The organism is Halobacillus amylolyticus, from assembly GCF_022921115.1.
Lineage (GTDB): Bacteria > Bacillota > Bacilli > Bacillales > Halobacillaceae > Halobacillus_A > Halobacillus_A amylolyticus.
In genome coordinates, this window is record NZ_CP095075.1 from 983,114 (window position 1) to 1,007,551 (window position 24,438).

Genomic DNA, 24,438 nt, shown 5'->3' on the forward strand with positions numbered 1-24,438 from the left:
CAATACCTTTCAACAGTTGAGAAGTCAGATTGATTTTTCTTTTTTACTAGATAGAGTTTGCCCTTACAATCTTAAAATAGTCCTATGGGATCGTCTTGATAAGAAAATCCCCCTCTTAGACTTTTACACAAACGTAAATAAGCAAAGTAAAACGAAAACGCCGCTTAACTAAGCGGCGCCTTCCTTTTAAATTTCATAATGTTCTTTTACAACTGTTGCACAACGCACACATAACTCTGGATGATCGTCATCTTTTCCAATATCATCTGAAGACACCCAGCAACGTTCACATTTATCACCAGTATGCTTTGTAACCTCAACATCGACATGATCATAAGACTTTGCATCGTTCGCTTCTGTTGCAACTGTTGCATCAGAAACAATCAACAGCTGATGGATATGATCAATGCTCGTTAACACGTCACGAGTTTTATCATCTTTAGGAACTAGTGTGACTCTGGCTTCAAGTGATTTGCCGATCACTTTTTCATTACGGGCCACTTCAAGTGCCTTTAATACATCATCACGAATGTCCATAAAGTGATCCCATTTTTCTACAAGGGCAGCATCAACTTTATCGTTTACTTCCGGCATATCTGTCAGCTGAACACTTGCCGTTTCAACACCTGGAATATAGCTCCACACCTCATCAGTGGTATGCGGAATAATCGGTGACATCATCTTCACAAGTGACGTTAAAATCTTGTAATAAACGGTTTGGATGCTGCGGCGGTACGGATGATCTTTCGCTTCAATATAAAGAATATCTTTTGCAAAATCAAGATAGAAGGAGCTTAGATCAATTGTACAGAAGTTGTGCACTTTGTTATAGACAGTAGAGAATTCATAGTCATCATAAGATTTGCGGACATCAGCAACAAGTGTATTAAGCTGATGCAGCATATATTGATCGACTTCTTGTAAGTCTTTGTCCTCGACCATGTCTGTATTTGGATCAAAGTCGTGCAAATTCCCTAGCAAGAAGCGGAAAGTATTACGAATTTTACGATAGACCTCAGCTACTTGTTTCAAAATATCGTCAGAAATACGCACATCTGCCTGATAATCTGCTGAAGAGACCCATAGACGAATAATGTCAGCACCGAGCTGCTTCATTACTTTATCAGGGATAATTACGTTTCCGACTGATTTACTCATCTTACGCCCTTTTCCGTCAAGAGCAAATCCGTGGCTTAAAATACCCTTAAACGGTGCCTTGCCTGTAACAGCAACAGATGTGGATAAGGATGAGTTGAACCAGCCTCTATATTGGTCAGATCCCTCAAGGTAGAGGTCAGCTGGGCGGTTTAAGCCTTCTCTCTGATGAAGTACCCCCTGGTGTGATGATCCTGAATCAAACCAAACATCCATTATATCCGTTTCTTTTGTAAACTCTCCATTTGGACTGTGTTCAGAAGTAAACCCGTCCGGCAGTAAGTCTTTCGCTTCACGTTCAAACCAAACATTTGAACCATGCTCACGGAACAGCTCAGAAACATGTAAAATGGTTTCATCCGTTATGATCGGGGTACCATTCTCAGCATAAAACACAGGAATCGGCACGCCCCATGTACGCTGACGCGAAATACACCAGTCTTGTCGGTCACGAACCATATTATACAAGCGGGTTTCTCCCCATTTTGGTGTCCATTCTACTTGATTGATTTCCTCAAGCAGCTCTTCTCTGAAATCTTTGATCGAAGCAAACCATTGGTCCGTAGCTCGGAAAATGGTCGGCTTTTTCGTCCGCCAATCGTGTGGGTAAGAGTGGGTAATGAATTCAAGACTGAGCAAAGCACCCGCTTCCTTCAACTCATCGGAAATCGGTTTATTCGCTTTATCATAAAATAGCCCTTCATATCCAGGTGCTTCCTCTGTAAAGACTCCCTTGTGGTCGACAGGGCAAAGAACGTCAAGACCGTACTGCTGACCAACCCAAAAGTCATCTTCCCCGTGGCCTGGTGCTGTATGGACACACCCTGTACCGCCATCGACGGTAACGTGATCACCTAAAACAACAAGTGATTTACGATCATATAATGGGTGCTTAGCTGTGATTCGATCCGCTTCTTTCCCTTTGAATACTTTCGTAACCTGGTAGTCTGACCACTCAAGTTTACCTGCGACAGTTTCTAATAAATCCTGGGCAACGATAAATTTCTCGTTGGCTACTTGTACGACAACATAATCATATCCTGGATTTAAAGCAATTCCCAAGTTAGATGGAATCGTCCACGGGGTTGTCGTCCAAATGATAAACTTCTCATCCCCTTCAAGGAGGTCTTTCCCGTCTTCTACTTCAAAAGCTACGTAAATAGATGGAGAACGTTTATCTTGATATTCAATCTCAGCCTCTGCCAATGCCGATTCAGAAGAAGGGGACCAGAAGACCGGCTTTAGACCTTTGTAAATATATCCCTTCTTAGCCATGTCACCAAAGACTTTAATCTGCTCTGCTTCATAATCTTTATTAAGCGTAATATATGGATTCTCCCAGTCGCCCCGAACACCCATCCGCTTAAATTCATTTCGCTGGTTATCGATTTGCCCTAAAGCATATTCTGCGCAACGCTGACGAAACTCAGCAATCGACATTTTTTTACGATCTACCTTCTTCTTAGCTAAAGCTGATTCGATCGGCAGCCCATGGGTATCCCAGCCAGGTACATATGGAGCGTGGTAGCCTGCCATTGATTTATAACGAACGATAAAGTCTTTTAACGATTTATTTAACGCATGCCCCATGTGTAAACTTCCATTAGCATACGGTGGTCCATCATGCAGGACAAATAACGGACGCCCTTCCGTCCGCTTCTGTACTGCTTGATAAATATCTAAGTCTTCCCAAGTTTTTTGCATTTCCGGTTCACGATTCGGTAAATTGCCCCGCATCGGAAAACCTGTTTTAGGCATTAATAGTGTTTCCTTGTAATTCATTGATGCTCCTCCTTTTCAAATAAAAAAGCCTTCCCTCCCCTGTAAAGGGACGAGAAGACTCGCGTTACCACCCTAATAAATTAGCAATCCATGCTAATTCACTTATCTTATTCGTATCGTGAATGACTCGACTACATCTACTACATAAGGTTCGACATAGCAACTCAAGGGGGATCTTCCAGCAGAGGTAAGCTTCGGTCTCACACCATCACCGAATCGCTATCCTAGCTATTCTCTCTGTACTTTCCCTGTCAACGTTTTATCATTATTTATTTATGCTTATGCATTATATGTAATCATTGCCATTCAGTCAAGTGTTATTATTTGCAAGTTCTTTTTTCAAGTCGATTTCTTCATCAAATTCTGTTTCAAAGAGGTGGTCCCAATCATCATTATCGATCATATCAATTTGAGCCTCAACGAGCATGCGCAGCCTCATTTTGAACACTTTTGCCTGTTTTTTCATTTCTTCCACTTCGATTGAAATACGACGGGATTTCTCAAGGGCCTCATTAATAATGCGATCCGCATTCTTTTCAGCCTCTTTTACAATAAGCTTAGACTCTTTCGTTGCACTATTCTTCACTTCCTCAGCTGTTTCCTGGGCAACAAGAATCGATTTATTCAAAGTAGTTTCAATTGTATTAAAATGTCCTAAGCGTTCATTCATTTGCTCAACTTCACGTTCGAGATCTTTTTTCTTACGAATCACAATCTCGTAATCTTTAATCACTTGATCGAGAAATTCATTCACTTCATCTTCATCATACCCTCTAAACCCGCGTGTAAACTCTTTATTGTGGATATCAAGTGGTGTTAAAGGCACACCGGCCACCTCCTTAAAAGTGTCGATACATATTGGGGTTGTTCAAAAAGTCACCAAATGATAAGAGGCGAATCTCTTCGTTGGCTTGCTTTTCCGCTACTCACGTATCATGAAGCATACGTTCCGTTGCTCAAAGCTACGCCGCCTCGATCTTCTTGCTTCTAATTTGGCAATTTTTTGAACTCACATATATGACAGTTACTACTTCTTTCGACATAACTTTGTGTAATTCCTCTAAATTAAGCCAATTAATTTAGTTTAGATGTTGTCACACGATACTTTTCTTTCTTCGTCATTCCATTTATTTGATCAAGTCTGCTTCTACCTTTACCTCTAACTGATAGTAGGTCGCCTGTTTCTAATAGAAAAGAAGGATTTTCTACCGTTTTAAAGTTAACTTTTACGTGTCCTGCTTCAACATACATGCCGGCTTTTTTTCGTGAAACACCGTAAATTTCTTTCACGAGTACGTCAAGTCGTAATGAACTTAAGGTAGAATCTTTTGTTTGCCACACTTCCTTACTTTTCATTAACGAGGGAAGCGGTTTTTCCTGGAAGGTCACGTTTGCTTTCTTAACTCCGGTAAAATTCATCCGTATGTAATCGCTGATTTCAGAGGCCACAACAATTTGAATCACGCCATCTTGGACAATTAAATCCCCAAGCTTTTCCCTGCGAATCCCTAGTGACATAAAGGCTCCGAGCACATCCCTATGCTCTAGTGCAACAAATTTACCAGGGTACGTTGCTTCTAGCAGAACAACACTAAAATCTTGATCCGCTATTTCTTCATATTCAGGTGCAATGATGGCCCGTTTTCTTTCCGGATCATTTGGACCGCCATACAACTCCCATTTCAGATTAGGATCGTTACCCATTATAGCACGGACAATCTGCTGCTCCCTTGGGTTTAGAAAATCACTTTCCTTGCGTTCAAAGCGCATTTCAACATCGCTTTGCCAGGACAGGACTTGATCAATAAACGGGCGCTCTTCTTCTCTAAAATGCTGATAGATCTCCATGGATTTACCCCCCAATCGCGACAAAAAAAGAACAGATGAGAGGCTGGCTGCTTACGGCTAGCATCTAACCTGTTCCCATTCGGTTATAACAACATTTGAAACAAGACTCGAAGACCTTCTCCTGCAAAACGAAGAACAAAAATGGCAACGAGTGGAGATAAGTCAATCATCCCAAGTGGGGGAATAATTTTTCGAAACGGCTCTAAGAACGGTTCACACATTTTGCTAAGGATCTCGCCGAAGCTTGATTCCCTTGCTCCGGGGAACCATGATAAAAGAATGTAAATAATTAAGAGCCAACTGTAAATATTGAGCGCAAAAAGCAAGACATTGAACAACTCAGCCATCGTTTACCACCTTCTACTCATATCTTCATCATCTTGAGCCATTAACATTTCCGAAATTGAACCAGAAATTTCCACATTGTCTGGCGTACAAAGAAATGTTTGGGAGCCAAGTTTTTGAATGTCTCCCCCTATAGCATAAACGGTACCACTCAGAAAATCCACAATTCGCTTTGCTTGGCCATGATCAACCCGCTGGAGATTAATCACAACCGCTTTACGATTAACAAGCTGATCCGCTATTTCCTGGGCTTCATTGTAATTTTTTGGTTCACTTAATACCATTTTAGATGAAGACTTGGCACTTTTTAAGCTTACGACATTTTGCCCTTCATGACGCTGCTTATTTCTTTGCATGGGGGCAATCTCTTCCTCCTCTTCCTCGCTATCCATTCTATCTTCTTCGATGTATTCATATTCATCTTCGAGTGTAAAAAATGATTTTAGTTTATTTTTCATACCCATTCTAACCACCTCTAGATTAAGTTATTATCCTACAAGACTTGAACCGACACGAATATGTGTAGCCCCTTCCTCAATGGCTATCGCATAATCATTGCTCATTCCCATTGACAGGTATTCACATGGAGCATGAGGCAGCTGCTTGTCGCGAATACGATCACGCAAGGCACGGAGCTTTCTGAACACAGCTCTTAGTTCTTCCTCCTGGTCAACGTGAGGCGCCATTGTCATTAAACCGACAACCTTTACTTGCTCATAGACTTTAAGATGATCTACAAAAGCTTCAACATCATCTGGTGAAAGTCCATGCTTGCTTTCTTCGCCGCTTGCATTTACTTGAATAAAACAAGGGACGGGGTGTTCAGCGCGCTTGTTAATCTCTTTTGCTAACGATTTTCTATCCAAAGAATGGATCATATCAACTTGATCAATGACCTCTTTCACTTTGCGGGATTGCAGTGAACCGATAAAGTGCCAGTTCGCTTCGTTCCCAAGGCTTTCATATTTTTCTAAAAGGCCTTCTTTACGGTTTTCTCCAAGATCTTTAATCCCTGCTTCAAGTGCTTCTTTCGCCCTTTCCACAGTCACATATTTAGTCACAGCAATGATGGTAATTTCATCTTTGTCGCGGCCACAGCTGCGACATGCATCTTCAATCGTTTCCATCATGTTTGTCAGATTGTCTGCTACTGTCATATATGTATCGTTTCTCCTTTCTCGAACTACTCTAAACCGATATAAGCGAGCATTCTGCCTGTTCGCCCATGGTCGCGTCGATGGGAGTAAAACAGCTTGTCTTCTTCAAAAGTACATAGGTCGGTTTGATAAATATGGGATTCATTTAATCCCGTATCTAGAGCTAATCGCTTGTTCAATTCTTTCAGACCCAATAAATATTTATTTCCCGTTTTAGAGATACTCACTTCCTCTTTATACTCTTCGGGAATATGATCGATTACATGCTGGTCTACCTCATAATTTCGTTGACTAATCGATGGACCGATCACCATGATTATGTCGTTAAGGGAAGCACCTTGTTCCGTAAGTTTAGTGATCATTTTTTCCGCCATTCCATGAACTGTGCCTTTCCATCCTGCATGGGCCAAACCAATCCATTGAGTTTTAGGATCAAGAAAGAGAAGAGGGACACAGTCCGCATAAAAGGCTGCCAAGAGCAGATTTTTCTGATTTGTAATTAAGCCATCTGCATTTGCTATCGATTCATTTTTATCAAAGGCTCCTCTTCCCCCATCCTCCTTCTTCACAACATGGATATCTGTCCCGTGAACTTGTTCAGCCATCACCCATTGGTTTAAAGGAATTTGCAATTCATCTGCAAGTGACTCGCGATTACGAAGCACATGGTCTTTACAATCTTCTACATGTAATCCCATATTCAGTGAATCATACGGCACTTCACTATACCCGTTCTGCCTTGTTGTTATTCCTGCTGTAACACTGTATTCACCTAAACACATCATTTGTCGTGGCGACTTGTGTTTGAAGGGCTCGGTCATTCTACCACCTCAATTTCCCTCCATTTTACCACACCATTCACGCTTTTTCCTATCTTATTCGTGAGATTTTGACTTCTCATCCGCCAGGGCTCCACTATAACCCGATTTTTTCACTAAAATAACGTCAGCCCCTATATTTACAATTTGAGTCCAAGGAATGACGATCTCTTCATCTTTGCCAAATAGGCCCATTGCTTTTCCTTTTAACGTAATGACTAATCCCTTCAATTGCCCCCGTTGTGTGTCGATATCTAAATCGGATATATGCCCTAGGCGTTCGCCTGTTTCCATTGCAATGACATCCTTCATTTGCAGTTCAGATATTTTCATCGTTAACCACTCCTTTGTAGAGTATATGCATAAGACCTGGAACACTTTCTTTTAACAACAAGAAAAACGCCGCTTGCAAAAATTGCAAGCGGCGTTTTCCCTTAACTTATTGAAACATGGATGAATTCATTTCTTTAATAGCTGCTTTCTCAAGCCTTGAAACTTGTGCTTGTGATATTCCTATTTCATCTGCAACTTCCATTTGTGTTTTTCCTTGAAAGAATCGCTTCGTTAGGATCATTTTTTCTCGATCATTAAGTTTTTTCATACCTTCTCTCAACGACAGCTCGTCTAACCAATTCGAATCTTTCTCGCGATCATCCTTCAACTGATCGACAACAAAAATAGGGTCACCGCCATCATTGTAAATCGGCTCAAATAATGAAACGGGATCTTGAATAGCATCCATAGCAAATACCACATCTTCATGAGGAACACCCATCTTCTCAGCAATCTCGCTAGGAGCGGGATCCTTTGATGTTTCACTTATTATTTTTTCACGCATTTGCAGAGCTTTGTAAGCCGTATCCCGTAGCGAGCGAGAGACACGGATTGGATTATTGTCCCGTAAGTAACGGCGGATTTCACCGATAATCATCGGAACAGCATAGGTAGAAAATTTCACGTTATGACCAAGGTCAAAATTATCAATCGATTTCATCAATCCTATGCAGCCAACCTGGAACAAATCATCCCCATATTCGCCGCGATTATTAAACCGTTGAATGACTGATAAGACGAGTCTCAAATTTCCGTTAACAAGATCTTCACGAGCAAACTCATCTCCACTTTGCATTCGTTCAAACAGGGCCCGCATTTCTTTATTTTTAAGTACAGGAAGCTTTGATGTATCTACACCACATATTACTACTTTATGACGTGTCAATGTAAGACCCTCCCAAGAAGCTGATATCAGTTTTCAGTATCTCCTTGGAAGGAAAAATTATGCATGGCCACATGGAAAAAAATCTACACCATTTTATCAAATTCCCTTTGCAATCGACGGATGATTTTCTTCTCAAGCCTTGATATATAGGACTGGGAGATCCCCATCATATCTGCCACATCTTTTTGCGTTTTTTCTTTTTTTCCGATTAAACCAAACCGAAGCTCCATAATTTCTTTCTCACGATCATTGAGATGCTGAAGTGCGGACTTCAACAAAGTTTTATCTACTTTCTTTTCCATCCCCTTGGTAATTAAATCTTCCTCTGTACCAAGAATATCTGAAAGCAGAAGCTCATTCCCATCCCAGTCGACATTTAATGGCTCATCAAAAGATACTTCCGTTTTCAGCTTGTTGCTTTTGCGAAGATGCATGAGAATTTCATTTTCAATACATCTTGACGCATAAGTCGCAAGCTTGATCTTTTTCTCCGGATCAAAGGTATTGACGGCCTTTATTAAACCTATCGTGCCTATACTGATTAAATCCTCTATATTCAGCCCAGTATTTTCAAATTTGCGAGCAATGTAGACGACAAGGCGCAAGTTTCGTTCAATGAGCATCGCCCTTGCAGCCTTATCGCCTTTTGGAAGAAGTTCAAGTAATTCCTTTTCCTCTTCCCGTGATAACGGCGGTGGCAGTGCCTCACTTCCGCCAATATAATAGATTTCTTTTTGTTTAATGCCTAGCTTGATTAATAATTTATAAATCCATAGCTTTAGTCTAAACTTCCACTTCATTTTATTTCTTCCCCCTTCTCTATGCCGTAATTCCTTTTAACGAAGCATGTGGATGAATTAATATTTGATACATTTGGTCATGTGCCAAATCATGATGTTGAATACCTAGGAGCGGCCGATCTACCTTTAGCTGTCCATCTTTTGTATGAATAGTAATGGATTCGACGGTAAACGTAACCATAAGCTGCCCAAGTGAACCTGCTCCTTGATAGGGAACGATTCGGAGGGCTGATTGGATGGCAGGAGATAAATCATCCAAGTGATCATAAACTTGATCTGACTTGAGAAATTCCAGTTCCTGATCCGAAAGAAGCTGCCGCCAAACTTGAAGATCAGCTAAAAAAACCATCTTCTTACTAATAGGATCGATCAGCTGATTTCCACTATCCACTAAGCCCGTGCAGTCCACCTTTTTTCCGTTAAAACGTATCGTGACATTGTACAAATCCTCAACCTTCATCTGGTGAGCCTGAACTTGCTCCATGCGCCACTTTGTAAACACCCATGACACCGGAAAGCCGATACACACAAACACCCAGCTGACAGGGTCCCCATAACCTGAAGAAAAGGTAATCATACTGCTTCCATCGAATTCGATATGGCTGTTTAGAAAAAAGTGAATTCCGAGCAGTCCCCCGCCAATAGCAAAGGTTACAAAATAAAACGTCAACCATTGGATAAAAAAAGATTGAATAGACTTAACAGAGAATGCAATATAAATGATAATAAGCGAAAAGAATAACTTCCCAATTGCTGAAGTCAGCCACACGTTTGGCATTAATACCGTGATCGGCACAATACATGAGGCAAAAAGCGCTGCCGCAAACAGCCTTTTATTCGTAGTCTTCGCCCTCGTTAACCCTTGAGTTAAGTATAAAATCATTCCATCCATGAATACATTTAATGTCCATACAGCATCAAGGTAAATCCTCCCCTCTCCTCTCTTATTTATTTATTAGTCAGTATAAAGCCTGTCTATGTAAAAAGTCTGTCAGATTATGAATGGATTCCAAGCTAGTTTTGTTAGATTCTGTCTAGTGTTTTTCGGAAAAGTTTAAGGTGATTATAAGAGGGGATATAGAACAATCTTAGCGGGTATGTTCTCAGTAATTATGTTATGTAAACAATATTGAAGCCTTCCTTATCTATTACAAATTAATTGGGCGAAATTATAGTTAATTGCACGAAATGTGAGCTTAATTGTACAAAAAATCAATTAATTGCACATATCAGCGATTAATTGCATATTTCCAGTAAATGGACATAACCAAATGACTGCTGTGTAGTTTATTTTTGCTCCCTTAACTACAAAAAACCGCTGCCCCTTTCAGGACAGCGGTTCTCAAACTTACCTTATCTACGGCGATTACGGTTACGTAAAAACGTCGGAATATCTAGTGTATCTTCTTCTTGCGGAGTTTGTTTAGGTGGTGCTTGATGTGAAGCCTCCCGACGTGATTGCGGTTGTTCTTCACGTACACGCTCTTGAGGAGTTGGCTTCGCTTGGTTCATCATATTCCCACGAGGTTTTTTCTGAGCTTCAGCAAGCTGGGCTTCATCAAACCCAGTCGCAATAACGGTTACGACAATCTCATCTTTGAGGTTTTCATTAATGACAGAACCAAAGATCACGTTTACCTCTTGGTCTGCAGCTGAAGTTACAATATCTGCAGCTTCTTGAACTTCATAAAGACTAAGGTTCGTTCCACCGCTGATATTCATTAGCACGCCGTGTGCACCATCAATAGATGTTTCAAGCAACGGAGAGGAGATCGCTTTTTTAGCTGCCTCTGCTGCACGGCTTTCACCTGTGGCAATTCCAATCCCCATCAGTGCTGAACCTTTATCAACCATAATTGTTTTCACATCGGCAAAGTCCACGTTTATAAGACCAGGTACTGCAATTAAATCAGAAATCCCTTGTACACCTTGACGAAGCACATTATCTGCTTCACGGAATGCTTCAAGCATTGGCGTATTTTTGTCAACAATTTCTAATAAGCGATCATTCGGAATCACGATTAGTGTATCGACGCTTCCTTTTAACCCTTCAATCCCGCCTGTTGCTTGAGTTGAACGTTTGCGGCCTTCAAATGTAAACGGACGAGTCACAACACCTACAGTCAGTGCGCCAAGCTCTTTTGCCACTTGTGCGATGACAGGTGCGGCGCCTGTACCAGTACCTCCGCCCATTCCAGCTGTTACAAAGACCATATCGGCCCCTTGTAGTGCTTCTTCTAGCTGCTCTTTACTTTCTTCCGCTGCTTTACGTCCTACTTCTGGATTAGCCCCAGCGCCAAGTCCACGGGTTAATTTTCCGCCAATCTGCATTTTCACTTCAGCCTTTGATAGATTCAAAGCTTGTGCATCCGTGTTCACGGCTATAAACTCTACTCCTTGAACACCGTGTTCGATCATTCTGTTAACGGCGTTGCTTCCTCCGCCGCCAACACCAATTACTTTGATTGTTGCTAGTGAATCCATACTCGTATCAAAATCTAACATCTTCCGTTCCTCCTAATACACAAGATTACAAGATTTACTATGTTGAACGTTCACATCGATCTTTTCTTGTTCCATTAATCAAAAAAGTACTTTAATAGGTTTTGGAAACCTGACTCTTTTTTCTTTTTTTCTGGCTTTTCCGTTTCTTCTTTTGGCTGCTTCACTGCCCGCTTCTGTTTTTTAGGAGCAGGTTGTTCATAACTCATAGAAACAGACGGAAATATCTCTTTCCCTTGTATTTTCGCATTACGGTAAGCGAATTGCAATATCCCGACACCACTTGTATATTGCGGTTCACGCACTCCAATATAATCTGGAATCGCTAAACGGACATTGGAATTGAAAACATCCTGTGCCAATTCCAAGACACCAGGCATATTCATCGCACCACCAGTGAGGACAAAGCCCCCCGGTAAATCTCTTACACCCATACGCTGCAACTCTTGAGCAGCAAAAACAAGGATTTCTTCCAACCTTGCCTCAATCATATCAGAGATTTGCAATTGATTGAATGATTGTTCGCGATTACTTCCAATAATCGTGACAGAAAAAGTCTCTTCCTCATTCGCATCATCAAAAAAAGCATGACCATGATCGATTTTTATTTTCTCAGCCTCTTCTGTAGAAGTCCTTAACCCAATGGACAAGTCCTTCGTAAGGTTATCCCCGCCATACGGCAGCATACTTGTCCCTCTTAAGTATCCTTCCTCGAAAATAGACACTGTTGTCGAACCGCCGCCTACATCAACTAACGCAACACCTAAATTTGTTTCATCTTCAGATAAAGAAACAGTTCCTGTAGCAAGTGGCTGCAGGCATACATCCAACACTTCTAGACCGGCTCGTTCAACACATTTTAATGTATTATGTAAAACGGTTTTAGCACATGTAATAATCATGCCTTCCATTTCTAGACGAACACCGATCATTCCTCTTGGGTCTGTGATTTCATCTTGTCCATCAACGATAAACTGCTGTGGGATCACATCGATGATTTCACGTTCTGGAGGCACAGAAACAACCTGTGCGGCATCTATCACTCTCGCTATATCCTCATCACCAATTTCACGTGTATCACTTGAAACAGCTACAACACCATGACATGGCTGAAGTTGAACATGGTTGCCATTCACACCGACGACGACACGGTCAACCTTCATATCTACCATTCGCTCTGCCTGTTCTACCGCAGATTTAATTGAATGAACCGTTTGGTCAATATCGACAATGGCACCTTTTTTCATCCCATTTGATTTGGATGATCCTACACCTATTATATTAAGAGAATCATTCATCACTTCTCCAATAATGACTTTAATTCGACTCGTTCCTATATCTAAACTTACTAATATTTCATTTTGATTCACCAGTGACGCACCTCCTGTAACAAGCCATATAAGTACCCAAATCATATCGAATTTACAATCAAAAAACAATCCTTGCAATATAAACGTAAATGAAATGATAACTTGCGTAATTAAATGAACTTATTTTTATGAAAAATAGTATATTTATTGCTTTCCACAGATTTTCTTGAATCCCTTTTTATTTTTGCTTCATTTTTTCAAATTTGCGCGCAATCAGCCGTTGATCAATCACATGTCTTCTGATGATGGCTATATTTTGAAACAACCGTACACCAAATGCAAAGACAGCTGCAAGGTATAAATCCACTCCTAATTGTACACCTAGAAAAGCTAAGAGGGCAGCTAAGGTAACATTTGAGAAGAAACCCGTAATAAATACTGTTTCATCAAATGTTTTCTCTAAGTTTGCACGGATCCCTCCTAACAGTGTATCAAATGCGGCCAAAACAGCAATAGACAGGTAATCCGTATATTCTTCAGGTACACGCAAGTCTGTCATCAGACCAACAGAAATCCCAATCACTAAAAACAACACGGGGAGCCACATCTTATTCACCTGTCTTTTCCATTTCTACTTCTTGTAAAACTTCTAAATGTAAAGGATCTTCAAATTTTGGCAAAGTGATGTCTTGCCCTATTTTTATTTGCAGATCTAAATTTTCAATAGCAAAGTAATCATTAGACTGACTCACTTCCATATAATCAGAAAGTTTCTCCGGATTATCGGCAAGAGCGGTGATCGTTACAGGAAGAGGAGGCAAAGGTCTGTTATTTACATACGTGTAGCCATTTACCCCTCTTACCGGTGATAAATTTGTCACCCGTTCATTTCCGATGACAATCTCACCCGCTCCAAACTCATTGAGGTCATTTATTAATCGGCTCAATAGTTGTGGTGAAATAGATGGGTAGCTTTGCACCTCATCACTTTCTACAAAAATCGGAACAACTTCAATCATAATTCCGGCTCCTGTTTGTTCCGTTAACCCGGCCTTTCGCTCTAAAGAGCTTATTGAAGCTTTAAGTGTTTCGATTTGCTCTTGTTTACTCTGTTGTTGGTAATTTTCAATCGTTTGATCAGCTTTGGAGATTTTTGTTAAAAGATCTTTTTGTTGATTTTGCTGCCTTTCTATAGCCTTTCTAATTTCCCATTTATCTCTCGTTTCTCTTTCCTGTCCAGGACCTGCTTTGGTCGTTTGAAATTGGATCGCAATCATAAATCCTATGACTAAAAAAATAATTGTGATCACCCATGTTGTCCATTTACTCATGTAGTTCACCTTTCAGATGTCAATCTTGCTTTCATCTTAACTTCCCCGTCCTTCGTCAGTTGAACATCCACATGCTCATTTTCCAATTGGTCAATGACTCCGCGCGTTAAATCAAGACTTGAGTATAAAACGTCTGAATCACCGATCGCAGAGATCACAAACGGGGCAGAATGTTTAACGCCATCTACTGTAATGACTGGACCCGTACAGGATATATAGCTGTCACTGAAGTAGCGCTGGCCATTTATCGATACAGCTTTTGCCCCAGCACTCAGCAGTTCATTGATTACGAGATGGATATGACTTTCATGAACAATGTAATTATTGATATTGTCCTCTTCAGGTACATATTGGGCATCGCTAAGGGTCACTATCACTCCTGGTCCTTTTACAGGTAATTCTCCTGCCAATAGTTGAAGTTCCTTCTTTTCCTCCACATAATCGGCAACCATTTGCTCTGATTCAGCTAGATTACTTTCGAACTGTTGAATCTGACCGCGCTTACTTCGCAGTTCATCTCCCAGCTGCTTATTCCTTTCCTCTATTTCTAACAACTTTTGTTGATAAAAATATTCCTGTTCCCATTGCGTGTCATTTAGCTGAACCATTTGCGGACCACTTTTTGTTTGTTGGTAGCTATAGGCAACCAAAAATCCTGTAACGAGTAAAACGATAGAAAGAAGAAGAGGTTTACTCCTGATTCTCATCGTCATTCACCTCTGCTGATTCTTCCTTATTCTCCTCAGCCGGGTAGGCTTCAAAATAAGTACCTACATCTATATGTATGATTCCTTCCTGATCCTCGCTCAGCTGTGAAACAATGGAAGGATAGGCAGGCATCTTACTAGAGAAGGTTCGAAGGGAAGCCTGTACTTCATACCCATCATTCATATATAGAGTAATCAAATAGGGATTGTCCTCTTCTGGTGTCCAATGAATTTCAGAGATCAAACGAGCGACACTGTTCGGTAATTCTTTTAATTCCTTAGACATTTCCTTTAAATACGTTAGTTTTGTAAAGCCTTTTAAAATCGGTGCGTCTCCACCTGGTACGTTCATTTCTACATCCAGTCGGGTCCCATTTTCTAAAATAGGCTGATACTGACCATTTACTTGAACATATCCAATTCGTTCAGCTTCTTCTACTTTAATATGGACGGTACTTGGTAGTTCTCGACTGACTTCCACCCCTGTAATCTGATTGTGTGAAGCAATCTTTCCCTCCACTTTTTCAGGGTCGACTTTCCAGAAGTTCGTATTCTCCGTAAGGCCGGAAAGCTCTCTGATTTCACCGGCCTCAACATGCTTCTCTCCCTCTATAGCAACGTTTCGAATGTGACTAAGAGGAGATTGTAAATAAACGACAATAGCAATTAACAAAAATAATATAGTCAAGTATTGAACTAATCGTCTGTTGGCTTTCTTTTTTCTAACTTGTTTTAATTTAGGAATTCGATCTTCTATGGAAACAACTTTCTTTTCTTCTTCCATACTGGGCATGTCTCCTTGCTGCTGCCATGTGCGAAAGCTTCACTGCAGGAAACTGCAGTTGATAAATTGAACCTATTTTCTATACTTTCTGCAACTCCCATTATATCACATATCCGCATGCGAATTAGGAACTAGTTTGCAATTATTTCAGCTTTATTTACAACGGTTTGTGATTAGTTTAACACTGAACAGACTACATTGTGAATAACCTGTAGAAAAAGACAAAAACCGTACAGGACATAGGCCTGTACGGTTACATTTGCATCATTTTGAGGAATATCGACTGACACTTAATAGCAAACCAAGTGAAGCTAAAGTTAAGGTTAGAGAAGATCCTCCATAACTTACCAATGGAAGTGTGATCCCGTAACAGGTATTAAACCTGTTACGACACTTACGTTTATCATCACTTGAATGGAAATCATTCCAACTATGCCAAGAGCCAGCAGACTGCCAAATAAATCCGGGGCATACAAACTGGCCCTTATCCCTCGCCACAACAAGATGAAGAATAGAATGAGAACAACGCTTCCCCCGATGAATCCTAACTCTTCTGCTAATACGGCAAAGATAAAATCTGTTTGCGGTTCAGGTAAATAAAAGAACTTTTGCATACTGTTTCCTAAACCAAGTCCAAGTAAGCCACCCGGACCGATCGCATATAAGGACTGAATAATTTGGAAGCCGCTCCCGAGCGGATCCTCCCAGGGATGCAAAAAGGATGTAATTCGTTTAATTCGGTATGGAGCCGATGCAATTAACCCAACCATACCAACGGCTCCGGCCGCAGCAATCCACATAAAGTGGCCGATTCTCGCCCCAGCCGTAAACATCATTACAAGACACGTCGTTACCATCACGACGCCTGTCCCTAAATCTGGCTGCAGCATGATGAGAGCAAAAGGTACAAGGATCAGGGCTAGACCTGGAAGAAAGCCTTCTTGGAAGGAAACAATTTTCTTTTGTCTTACCGATAAGAACCTTGCTAAATATATAATCAAGCCAAGCTTCATAAATTCAGAGGGCTGAATACTGAACATGCCGATCCCTATCCAGCTCCTTGCCCCCCACGAACCATCCCTACTCCTGGGATTAAGACTGCGATTAAAAAAACAAGACAGATAATGCCAATCCATTTCGCATGCTTAAACCAGAAATAATACGGGATACGTGATAAGGCAATCATAGCCGCAAGACCAAGCACAGCGAACAATATTTGTCGTTTGGCATAATACCATGCGTCATCAAATTTATACTCTGACCAGATGCTTGAGGAACTGTACACCATAATAATCCCAATAATTAATATACTAAGAATTGTACATGTCAGCCATACGTCCGGCTTTTTTTCAACTTTGTCCATAAAAAAGCCCTACCTCCCATATCATTTGGAAAACAGGGCTAACAGCTTGTCACATAAGCCCTTACTTTAGCTTATGCACAGCTTGTTTAAACATATGACCTCTTTCTTCAAAAGTACCGTATTGATCCCAGCTCGCACAAGCAGGAGACAAAAGAACGACTTCCCCTTCGTGTGTAAGGCGGTGAGCGGCCTGCACGGCTTCATCCATTGTGTTCACAGCACAAACATACTCAATATTTGCCTGCTTTGCTGCCTCAGCAAGCTTGTCTTGGGTCTCTCCGAAAACGACCATGGCTTTTACGTTTGTTAAATAGGGAACTAACCCATCAAAGTCATTACCTCGGTCCAGCCCCCTGCTAATAACACAGTTGGCTGAGTAAAGGATCTGAGCGCATAGGATGTCGCTAAAATATTTGTCGCCTTTGAATCATTATAAAATAGAACACCTTGCTTGCGGGTAACGAATTCGAGACGATGCGGAACACCTGCGAAACTCGTTAAGACTTCGTGGATCGCACGGTTTGAAATGCCTCTTATCTTAACGGCTGCCACAGCTGCTAAGATGTTTGCCAGGTTATGCTCACCTACCAGCACAATATCGCTTCGTTTGATCACTTTTTCACCTTTAAAGTAAACCCATTCCTCATCGGCAAAAGCTCCATCGACTTTTTCTGTAATAGAAAAAGGAATTTTCGTTGCTGCCGCAGTCGAAAGAAAAGATACTATAGAATCATCATCTGCGTTATATACGAGATAATCATCTTCTGTTTGCATTTTAATGATATTCGCTTTTGCTTGATAATAATTTTCTAGTGAGTGGTGATAATCCAAATGAGCCTCGAATAAATTTAACCAAACCGCAATGTTTGGTCTAAAGGTTTCGACACCCATCAACTGAAAGGACGATAATTCAACAACCATCGTTTCCATATCTGTTGTTGTACGAGCAACCTCACAAGCCACTTCTCCGATATTTCCTGCAATCGAAACAGGCCTATGATCGGCTTCTAAAAAAGCATCAATTAATGTTGTCGTCGTAGTTTTGCCATTTGACCCTGTTACCCCGATTAAATCTCCTTTATGAAGTCGGCCAGCGAGTTCAATTTCAGTCACCACAGCTATCCCGCGCTTTTGCCCCTCCACAACTATCGGATTTTCATATCGAATGCCCGGATTCTTAACGATTAAATCGATGTCATCAAGGGTGTGTAATGGATGTCCGCCTGTGATCACTTCGGCTCCCTTCGCTTTAAGTGACCTCACCTGCTCACTGTTTTCATCTGCTTTATAGTCATTGACACGCACATGGACACCACTATCTAAAAGTAATTCAGCGGCTGCTGTGCCACTTTTCGCAAGTCCTAGCACTAATACGTTATTGTAATCAAATGATTGAAAGGTTCTCATCCGAACATCACCTCAATGTAGATCCCGAGCACCGCAAAAACTAAACCAACTGCCCAAAACGTTGTAACCACACGCCATTCGGACCAACCTTTTAGTTCATAATGGTGGTGTAACGGACTCATTTTGAACACGCGCTTGCCGGTTGTTTTAAATGATATGACCTGAATAATGACGGATAGGGTTTCAATGACAAATACTCCACCAATTAATACAAGCAAAAGTTCAAGCTTCGTTAAAATCGCAATAATGGCAATCGCTCCCCTAGAGCGAGCGATCCTGTATCTCCCATGAAAACTTTGGCAGGGTGGGCATTAAATACAAGAAAGCCTAAAAGAGATCCTACGACTGCAAGTGAGAAGGTCGCTACCTCTACATTTAGTTCCCCGCTCCAGGCTAATATTCCAAATGCTCCAAAAGCAATGGCTGCTGTACCAGCAAGCAGCCCATCTAATCCATCGGTAAGATTCACAGCATTGGATCCGCCAACAAGCATAAACAAGATTAAAAGCCCATATCCCCATCCCAGTTCAAGCTGAAATGAGGTTCCAGGGACAGCAATGTACGTTGGAAAATCATTTTGCTGTAAAATAATATAAACAACAATGGCAATAATAATTTGTCCAAGCATTTTTTGTTTAGATGTAAGCCCAAGGTTTCGTTTAAGGGCCACCTTAATATAGTCATCAAGAAACCCTAAAAGTCCGTAGCCTAAGAGCACAAATAGAACTAAAAAAATTTGCACACCCTCTGCTTCAGGCAATAACCAAAAAGAGATGATTAATGTCGTGACTGTAATGGCGACAAGAATCATGACTCCCCCATTGTAGGCGTACCTGATTTCTTTTGATGAGATTCTGGACCTTCATCCCGAATGCTTTGGCCAAATTTAAGCCGTTTTAAAAACGGAATAATGATCGGCGATATTACGACGGTAACTGCGAATGATAGAGCCATGGTTATAAATAGTATGTAGTCGTTCATTTTCTTCCTCCTTTAGCGTGATCGCCGTCGCCTCTCATCAGTTCGTTAAATCATTCATTATTTCTTCAAGTTTCATTCCACGCGAAGCTTTAAGTAATACAACGGTCTCTGATGTTAGTTTATCCTGAAGCTGATCACTCAATGATTGTTTTGTTTGAAAATGCTTGGATTCTATTTCTGGATGAGTAGCTTTAAGTGCTTTAATAATCATGCCAGCATGTTCACCGATCGTGTAAACGGTATGGATTTGTTCAGTTATGGCAGAGGCCACACTTGCATGTAAGTCGGCTGCATGATCACCTAACTCAAACATATCTCCAAGCACAAGCACTTTATTTTTCTTATCTTTCAAATGACAAACGACTTCAATGACGGCTTTCATTGAAGTTGGTGAAGCATTATAGGCATCATTGATAATCAACGCCCCTTGTTTACCCTTATGCTTTTCAAAACGCATCCCTGACATTTCTAAATGATTAAATCCACGATTAATCTCTTCTGCAGTTAGACCTAATGAAGTCGCAATAGCTATAACATATGATGCGTTTTTAATGTTATGCCTTCCTGACATCGGGATATGATAGGGAACGTTATCTAATTTGAAAGAGCTGTCATCGTCCGTCATTTCTATGTGCTGAATGGGTTTAGATGCTCCTTCAGAAAAACCGCAGGATACGGACGAAGATCCTGACACAAGAGAAGTAAGTAACGGCTCATCACCATCAAATACAAACAGCCCACGCTTGCTCCAACCATCTAATATTTCCAGTTTAGCTCTAGCGATGTTTTCACGGGAACCAAGATATTCGATGTGGGACTCACCAATATTTGTAATCATCACATGATCGGGCTGGGCAAGTTTTGATAACAGGGAAATTTCCCCGAGCTTATTCATACCCATCTCAAGTACAGCCACCTCCGTATCGAGCGGCATCGCAAGGATCGTCAGAGGTAAGCCAATATGATTATTATAGTTTCCTGCGGTTTTATGTGTTTTATACTTAACCTGAAGGATCGATGCTGTTAAATCCTTCGTCGTAGTTTTCCCATTTGATCCGGTCACACCGATCACTGTCGGTGCAACTTTATCTAAGTAAAACTTTGCTGTCTGCTGGAGGGCAGCTGTCGTATCATCAACGAAAAGCACAGGAAATTCAGTAGGTACTGCCTCTGGCAGAGAACGACCTTTTTGCCAAAGGGCCGCTACTGCTCCTTGTTTAATAGCCTCCGTTAAAAACTGATGCGCATCAAAAGATTCTCCTACAATAGGGACAAATAAACTTTGTTTCACTTCTTTTCGTGTATCGGTCATCATACCACGGATAAGAATGGAGTCATTAGCTGCTCCTCTGTACTCAGGAAAGACCTTGGTTAATTCCTTTACTGTAAACATTACGAACGTCTCCCTTTAACCTTCAATAAAATATCTCTTGCTACTTCGCGATCATCAAAGTCATAACGCACACCGTTAATTTCTTGATAAGTTTCATGACCTTTCCCAGCTATAAGTACCATATCTCCATCATTTGAGCTTGAGATCGCAGTTTCTATTGCTTTATCCCTGTCTAGCTCAACATCAAATCCTCCATTAAGGTGTGATGTCATATCATTTAATATCTGCTTTGGACTTTCAGAGCGCGGATTGTCTGATGTAAAAATAATATGGTCACCATATTTCATGGCTACATCAGCCATTAACGAGCGTTTAGAGCGATCACGGTCTCCCCCGCAGCCAACCACAACTCGAATAGATCCACGGCAAAAGTCCTTCATTGTCTCCAATACATTTTCCAAAGAGTCAGGTGTATGAGCATAGTCCACGACCACACCGAAGTCCTGTCCAGCAAGTACAGGTTCAAACCGGCCGCGTACACCCTCTGTCTGGGCAAAAGATTGCTTGATCGTTTGCAGATTCACTCCTGAAGCAAGAGCCGTTCCTGCAGCTGCCAACATGTTATAAATGCTGAACATCCCCATTAACGGACTCGCTATTTCGATCCTGCCTTTAGGTGTTAACATCGTAAACGACGTTCCTTTTTCATGGAGAGAAATGTTCGTTGCCATCACATCTGCTTGTTTTTCGACCCCATAGGTTAAGGTCGGCTTTGCAGTTGAACGGATCAGTTTTGCAGCAACGGGCGAGTCGATATTAATGATTGCAAATTTTGTCCGCTCCACATTATACCCGTTTCCAAGCTGGGCAAACAATAGGGACTTAGCACGAAGATAATCATCCATATCTTCATGATAATCTAGATGATCCTGACTTAAGTTCGTAAAAATGGCGATATCGAAATCACATCCGTACACCCTCCCCTGATCAAGTGCATGTGAAGAAACCTCCATAATGGCTGTCTCCACACCACGATCAGCCATTTTTCGGAAGCTTCTTTGTAAAGAAAGAGAATCAGGGGTTGTATTTTTTACTGGATACAGATCCCCTGCAATATTCATTTGGATCGTGCCAATCGTAGCAGTCGTTTGTTTTTCAAGATTGAAGATTTCATCGAGCAAGTACGTAATCGTTGTCTTGCCATTGGTACCAGTAACACCTATCGTATATATCTTTTCGGTTGGATAATCATAAAAGGTTGAAGCTACCATGGCTAGAACCTTTGTTGTATCATTCACGATTATAACTGGAAAATCAATATCCAGGTCTTCTTCAGCAATGATGACAGTCGCTCCCTGGTCAATGGCTGAAGCCACATAGGCATGACCATCTGTTTCACTTCCACGAATACAGACAAATACATCCCCTTGCGAAACCGTTCTAGAATCCATGGCGACACCAGATATCGTTATCGATTCAATCGATTGATTTGTTCTATAAAATGGAACTAATTCTAATAATTTAGTTACTTTCACTCTAATCATCCTAACTTTCCCACATTCACATTCATTATAGCAAATATATAAACAGCTGTACCGTGCTATCCTAAATTTCGACAACTTATTCTTCACCCAGATAGACACGAATGGTAGAACCACTTGGAACTTTAACCCCTGCCTCCGGGGCTTGAGTAATGACAGTTGAGCCTTTCCCATTTGTTTCAATTTTTAATGTTGTTAAAAATTGGGTTAACTCATCTTTTTCCATTCCCGTTACATTAGGAACTTCAACTAGCGGTTCCTCCGGCCATGCATATTCTTTTTCCAAGCCGTCCTTCCTTGGTTTCACTCCCAGAGAACGTAAGCTGTCCGCCATAATATTCCCGACGATTGGAGCAGCAACGACACCTCCAAATTGAACTGTGTTCTTCGGGTTATCAATGGCAAGGTAGACAACAAGTTCTGGATCATCTGCCGGGCAAAGCCAATAAATGAAACGATATGATTGTTGCTCATGTACTGTCCATCAGGCCCGACCTTTTGTGCCGTACCGGTTTTTCCCCCTATTCTATATCCATCAACATATGCTCCTCGGCCCGTTCCTTTCGCTACAACACTTTCAAGGGCATTTCTTACTTGTTTTGATGTCTCTTCAGAAATGACGCGCCTTTCCATTTCGGGTTCATTCTTCTGTAATACTTCACCATCGACAGGGTCAAGCCATGCTTCCTGAACATATGGCTCGTAATAATAGCCCCCATTTACGGCGGCAGCTACAGCCATAACCTGCTGAATCGGTGTAACAGATACACCTTGGCCAAAGGCAGTCGTTGCAAGTTCTACAGGCCCCACTCGTTCAGGTTTGAATAAAATCCCCTTTCCCTCACCTTGTAAATCGATCCCTGTCTTCTGACCAAAACCAAAACGGTTAATGTACTCAAATAAATTCTCTTCTCCTAACCGTTCTCCTAATTTGACGAATCCGGGGTTACATGAGTTTTGCACGACCTCTAGAAAAGTCTGTTCACCATGACCGCCACTCTTCCAACAATGTAGCGTCGCACCTCCGACTTTAATGTGTCCAGGGTCATGAAAATGGTCATCGTGTAAATCAACGACATTTTCCTCAAGAGCAGCTGCCAGCGTAATAATCTTAAAAGTAGAACCGGGCTCGTAGGTGCTCCAGACAGGTAAATTTCGATTATATACGGAAGCTTCGACATTTTGATAATTGGCTGGATGAAAATTAGGCCGGGATGACATCGCCACAACTTTCCCATTATCCGGGTCAACCGCGATAGCTAGTGCACCATCTGGATTATATTTTGCCACAGCTAGATCTAGCTCTCGTTCAATAATCGACTGGACTTTATAATCGATCGTTAGCCGCAAATCCTTCCCATCTACAGGTGGTGTGTACGTATCAGCTATATCCGGCATTCGCTTCCCTTTCGCATCCGAGAAAAAGGAAAGTGCCCCTTTCTCTCCGCTCAGCTTTTCATCATAATAGGCCTCTAACCCAAGCAGTCCTTGATTATCAATCCCGCTGAATCCGAGCACATGTGAAAGGAATGCACCATGAGGGTAATAGCGCTTTGAGTCTTCAGCTATGTAAACACCTGGAATATTTAGTGATTGAATAGCTTCAGCCTGATCTTCCGATATTTTTCGCCCTTCAGGATTGATTTTTTCTATTGATACATTTTTCGTTAAATGATCATAGGCTTTCTCTGCAGTCATATCTAGAACCTTGGACAGCTCTTGTGCCGTTTGATCAGGATTTTTTATTTGTCTAGGCACAACCATTACCGTCGGTGCGGACTGATTACCGACTAAAACCTTACCGTTTGTATCCAGGATCTTACCTCTTTCAGGTTCAAAGGTAATATCCCTCCCCCACGACTCTTCTGCTTGAGCAATTAAAAAATCACTTAATACAAATTGAACGTAACCTAAGCGACCTGCAATCGTTGCAAAAATAATTAAACCCACTAAAAAAACAGTGACTAAACGCTTTCTGACAATTACTTGTGATACTCTTCTCATATCCATAACTCCTTTAAAATCGATAGAGTAAGCTTGTATCACTATATGCAA

Annotated in this window: 19 protein-coding genes, 4 pseudogenes and 1 other annotated feature; all 23 genes and pseudogenes read right to left on the reverse strand. The window is 41.3% G+C overall.

All coding sequences use genetic code 11. The features are described 5' to 3' along the window. Window positions 1–186: 186 nt before the first annotated feature. The 23 genes and pseudogenes from ileS to MUO15_RS05330 all read right to left on the reverse strand — a co-directional run bounded on the left by ileS (window position 187) and on the right by MUO15_RS05330 (window position 24,387). The gene (gene ileS, locus MUO15_RS05220) at window positions 187–2,937 is read right to left on the reverse strand and encodes an isoleucine--tRNA ligase (protein ID WP_245034072.1); all 2,751 of its coding nucleotides are present in this window, start codon (window positions 2,935–2,937) and stop codon (window positions 187–189) included. Between the two features lie 42 nt (window positions 2,938–2,979). Continuing rightward, window positions 2,980–3,201, reverse strand: a binding site (T-box leader). A 46-nt stretch (window positions 3,202–3,247) separates the two neighbouring features. Next, window positions 3,248–3,763, reverse strand: a complete 516-nt coding sequence (locus tag MUO15_RS05225; RefSeq protein WP_245034074.1) for a DivIVA domain-containing protein — start codon at window positions 3,761–3,763, stop codon at window positions 3,248–3,250. A 248-nt stretch (window positions 3,764–4,011) separates the two neighbouring features. Continuing rightward, entirely contained in the window at window positions 4,012–4,785 is a 774-nt protein-coding gene (locus tag MUO15_RS05230; RefSeq protein WP_245034076.1) for a YlmH family RNA-binding protein, read from the reverse strand. An 83-nt stretch (window positions 4,786–4,868) separates the two neighbouring features. Then, entirely contained in the window at window positions 4,869–5,132 is a 264-nt protein-coding gene (locus MUO15_RS05235) for a YggT family protein (protein WP_245034080.1), read from the reverse strand. 3 nt (window positions 5,133–5,135) lie between these two features. After that, entirely contained in the window at window positions 5,136–5,594 is a 459-nt protein-coding gene (locus MUO15_RS05240) for a cell division protein SepF (protein ID WP_245034082.1), read from the reverse strand. Between the two features lie 24 nt (window positions 5,595–5,618). Continuing rightward, a complete protein-coding gene (locus tag MUO15_RS05245; RefSeq protein WP_245034084.1) occupies window positions 5,619–6,287 on the reverse strand; it encodes a YggS family pyridoxal phosphate-dependent enzyme in 669 nt (222 codons plus the stop codon). A gap of 26 nt (window positions 6,288–6,313) precedes the next feature. Beyond that, the gene (gene pgeF, locus MUO15_RS05250; protein WP_245034086.1) at window positions 6,314–7,108 is read right to left on the reverse strand and encodes a peptidoglycan editing factor PgeF; all 795 of its coding nucleotides are present in this window, start codon (window positions 7,106–7,108) and stop codon (window positions 6,314–6,316) included. Window positions 7,109–7,162: 54 nt separating this feature from the next. Beyond that, on the reverse strand, window positions 7,163–7,438 hold the full coding sequence (locus MUO15_RS05255; protein ID WP_245034088.1) for a YlmC/YmxH family sporulation protein: 276 nt from the start codon (window positions 7,436–7,438) through the stop codon (window positions 7,163–7,165). A gap of 106 nt (window positions 7,439–7,544) precedes the next feature. Continuing rightward, a complete protein-coding gene (sigG, locus tag MUO15_RS05260; RefSeq protein ID WP_244752695.1) occupies window positions 7,545–8,324 on the reverse strand; it encodes an RNA polymerase sporulation sigma factor SigG in 780 nt (259 codons plus the stop codon). Between the two features lie 83 nt (window positions 8,325–8,407). Continuing rightward, entirely contained in the window at window positions 8,408–9,124 is a 717-nt protein-coding gene (gene sigE / locus MUO15_RS05265) for an RNA polymerase sporulation sigma factor SigE (protein ID WP_244752694.1), read from the reverse strand. Window positions 9,125–9,143: 19 nt separating this feature from the next. Next, window positions 9,144–10,076 carry a sigma-E processing peptidase SpoIIGA gene (gene spoIIGA, locus MUO15_RS05270; protein ID WP_256464184.1) on the reverse strand — a complete coding sequence of 311 codons (933 nt, stop codon included), beginning with the start codon at window positions 10,074–10,076 and terminating at the stop codon, window positions 9,144–9,146. Window positions 10,077–10,477: 401 nt separating this feature from the next. Further along, window positions 10,478–11,629, reverse strand: coding sequence for a cell division protein FtsZ (gene ftsZ, locus MUO15_RS05275; protein ID WP_245034092.1), 1,152 nt, complete (start codon window positions 11,627–11,629; stop codon window positions 10,478–10,480). 74 nt (window positions 11,630–11,703) lie between these two features. Further along, window positions 11,704–12,996, reverse strand: a complete 1,293-nt coding sequence (gene ftsA / locus MUO15_RS05280; RefSeq protein WP_245034094.1) for a cell division protein FtsA — start codon at window positions 12,994–12,996, stop codon at window positions 11,704–11,706. Window positions 12,997–13,174: 178 nt separating this feature from the next. Then, window positions 13,175–13,543 carry a small basic family protein gene (locus tag MUO15_RS05285; protein WP_245035857.1) on the reverse strand — a complete coding sequence of 123 codons (369 nt, stop codon included), beginning with the start codon at window positions 13,541–13,543 and terminating at the stop codon, window positions 13,175–13,177. 1 nt (window position 13,544) lies between these two features. Continuing rightward, entirely contained in the window at window positions 13,545–14,267 is a 723-nt protein-coding gene (locus tag MUO15_RS05290) for a DUF881 domain-containing protein (protein WP_245034096.1), read from the reverse strand. A gap of 5 nt (window positions 14,268–14,272) precedes the next feature. Continuing rightward, complete coding sequence (locus MUO15_RS05295; protein WP_245034098.1) at window positions 14,273–14,974, reverse strand: DUF881 domain-containing protein; 702 nt, start codon at window positions 14,972–14,974, stop codon at window positions 14,273–14,275. Continuing rightward, a complete protein-coding gene (locus tag MUO15_RS05300; RefSeq protein ID WP_245034100.1) occupies window positions 14,958–15,758 on the reverse strand; it encodes a cell division protein FtsQ/DivIB in 801 nt (266 codons plus the stop codon). Before MUO15_RS05300 ends, MUO15_RS05295 begins: the two co-directional genes overlap by 17 nt. A gap of 264 nt (window positions 15,759–16,022) precedes the next feature. Beyond that, window positions 16,023–17,121 (reverse strand): annotated as a pseudogene (spoVE, locus tag MUO15_RS05305) (stage V sporulation protein E). 61 nt (window positions 17,122–17,182) lie between these two features. Continuing rightward, a pseudogene (gene murD / locus MUO15_RS05310) lies at window positions 17,183–18,528 on the reverse strand (UDP-N-acetylmuramoyl-L-alanine--D-glutamate ligase). After that, a pseudogene (gene mraY, locus MUO15_RS05315) lies at window positions 18,525–19,509 on the reverse strand (phospho-N-acetylmuramoyl-pentapeptide-transferase). Before mraY ends, murD begins: the two co-directional pseudogenes overlap by 4 nt. 37 nt (window positions 19,510–19,546) lie before the next feature. Then, on the reverse strand, window positions 19,547–20,902 hold the full coding sequence (locus MUO15_RS05320; RefSeq protein ID WP_245034102.1) for a UDP-N-acetylmuramoyl-tripeptide--D-alanyl-D-alanine ligase: 1,356 nt from the start codon (window positions 20,900–20,902) through the stop codon (window positions 19,547–19,549). Further along, window positions 20,902–22,377 carry a UDP-N-acetylmuramoyl-L-alanyl-D-glutamate--2,6-diaminopimelate ligase gene (locus MUO15_RS05325; RefSeq protein WP_245034104.1) on the reverse strand — a complete coding sequence of 492 codons (1,476 nt, stop codon included), beginning with the start codon at window positions 22,375–22,377 and terminating at the stop codon, window positions 20,902–20,904. Before MUO15_RS05325 ends, MUO15_RS05320 begins: the two co-directional genes overlap by 1 nt. Window positions 22,378–22,462: 85 nt before the next feature. Next, a pseudogene (locus tag MUO15_RS05330) lies at window positions 22,463–24,387 on the reverse strand (stage V sporulation protein D). Between the last annotated feature and the right edge of the window lie 51 nt (window positions 24,388–24,438).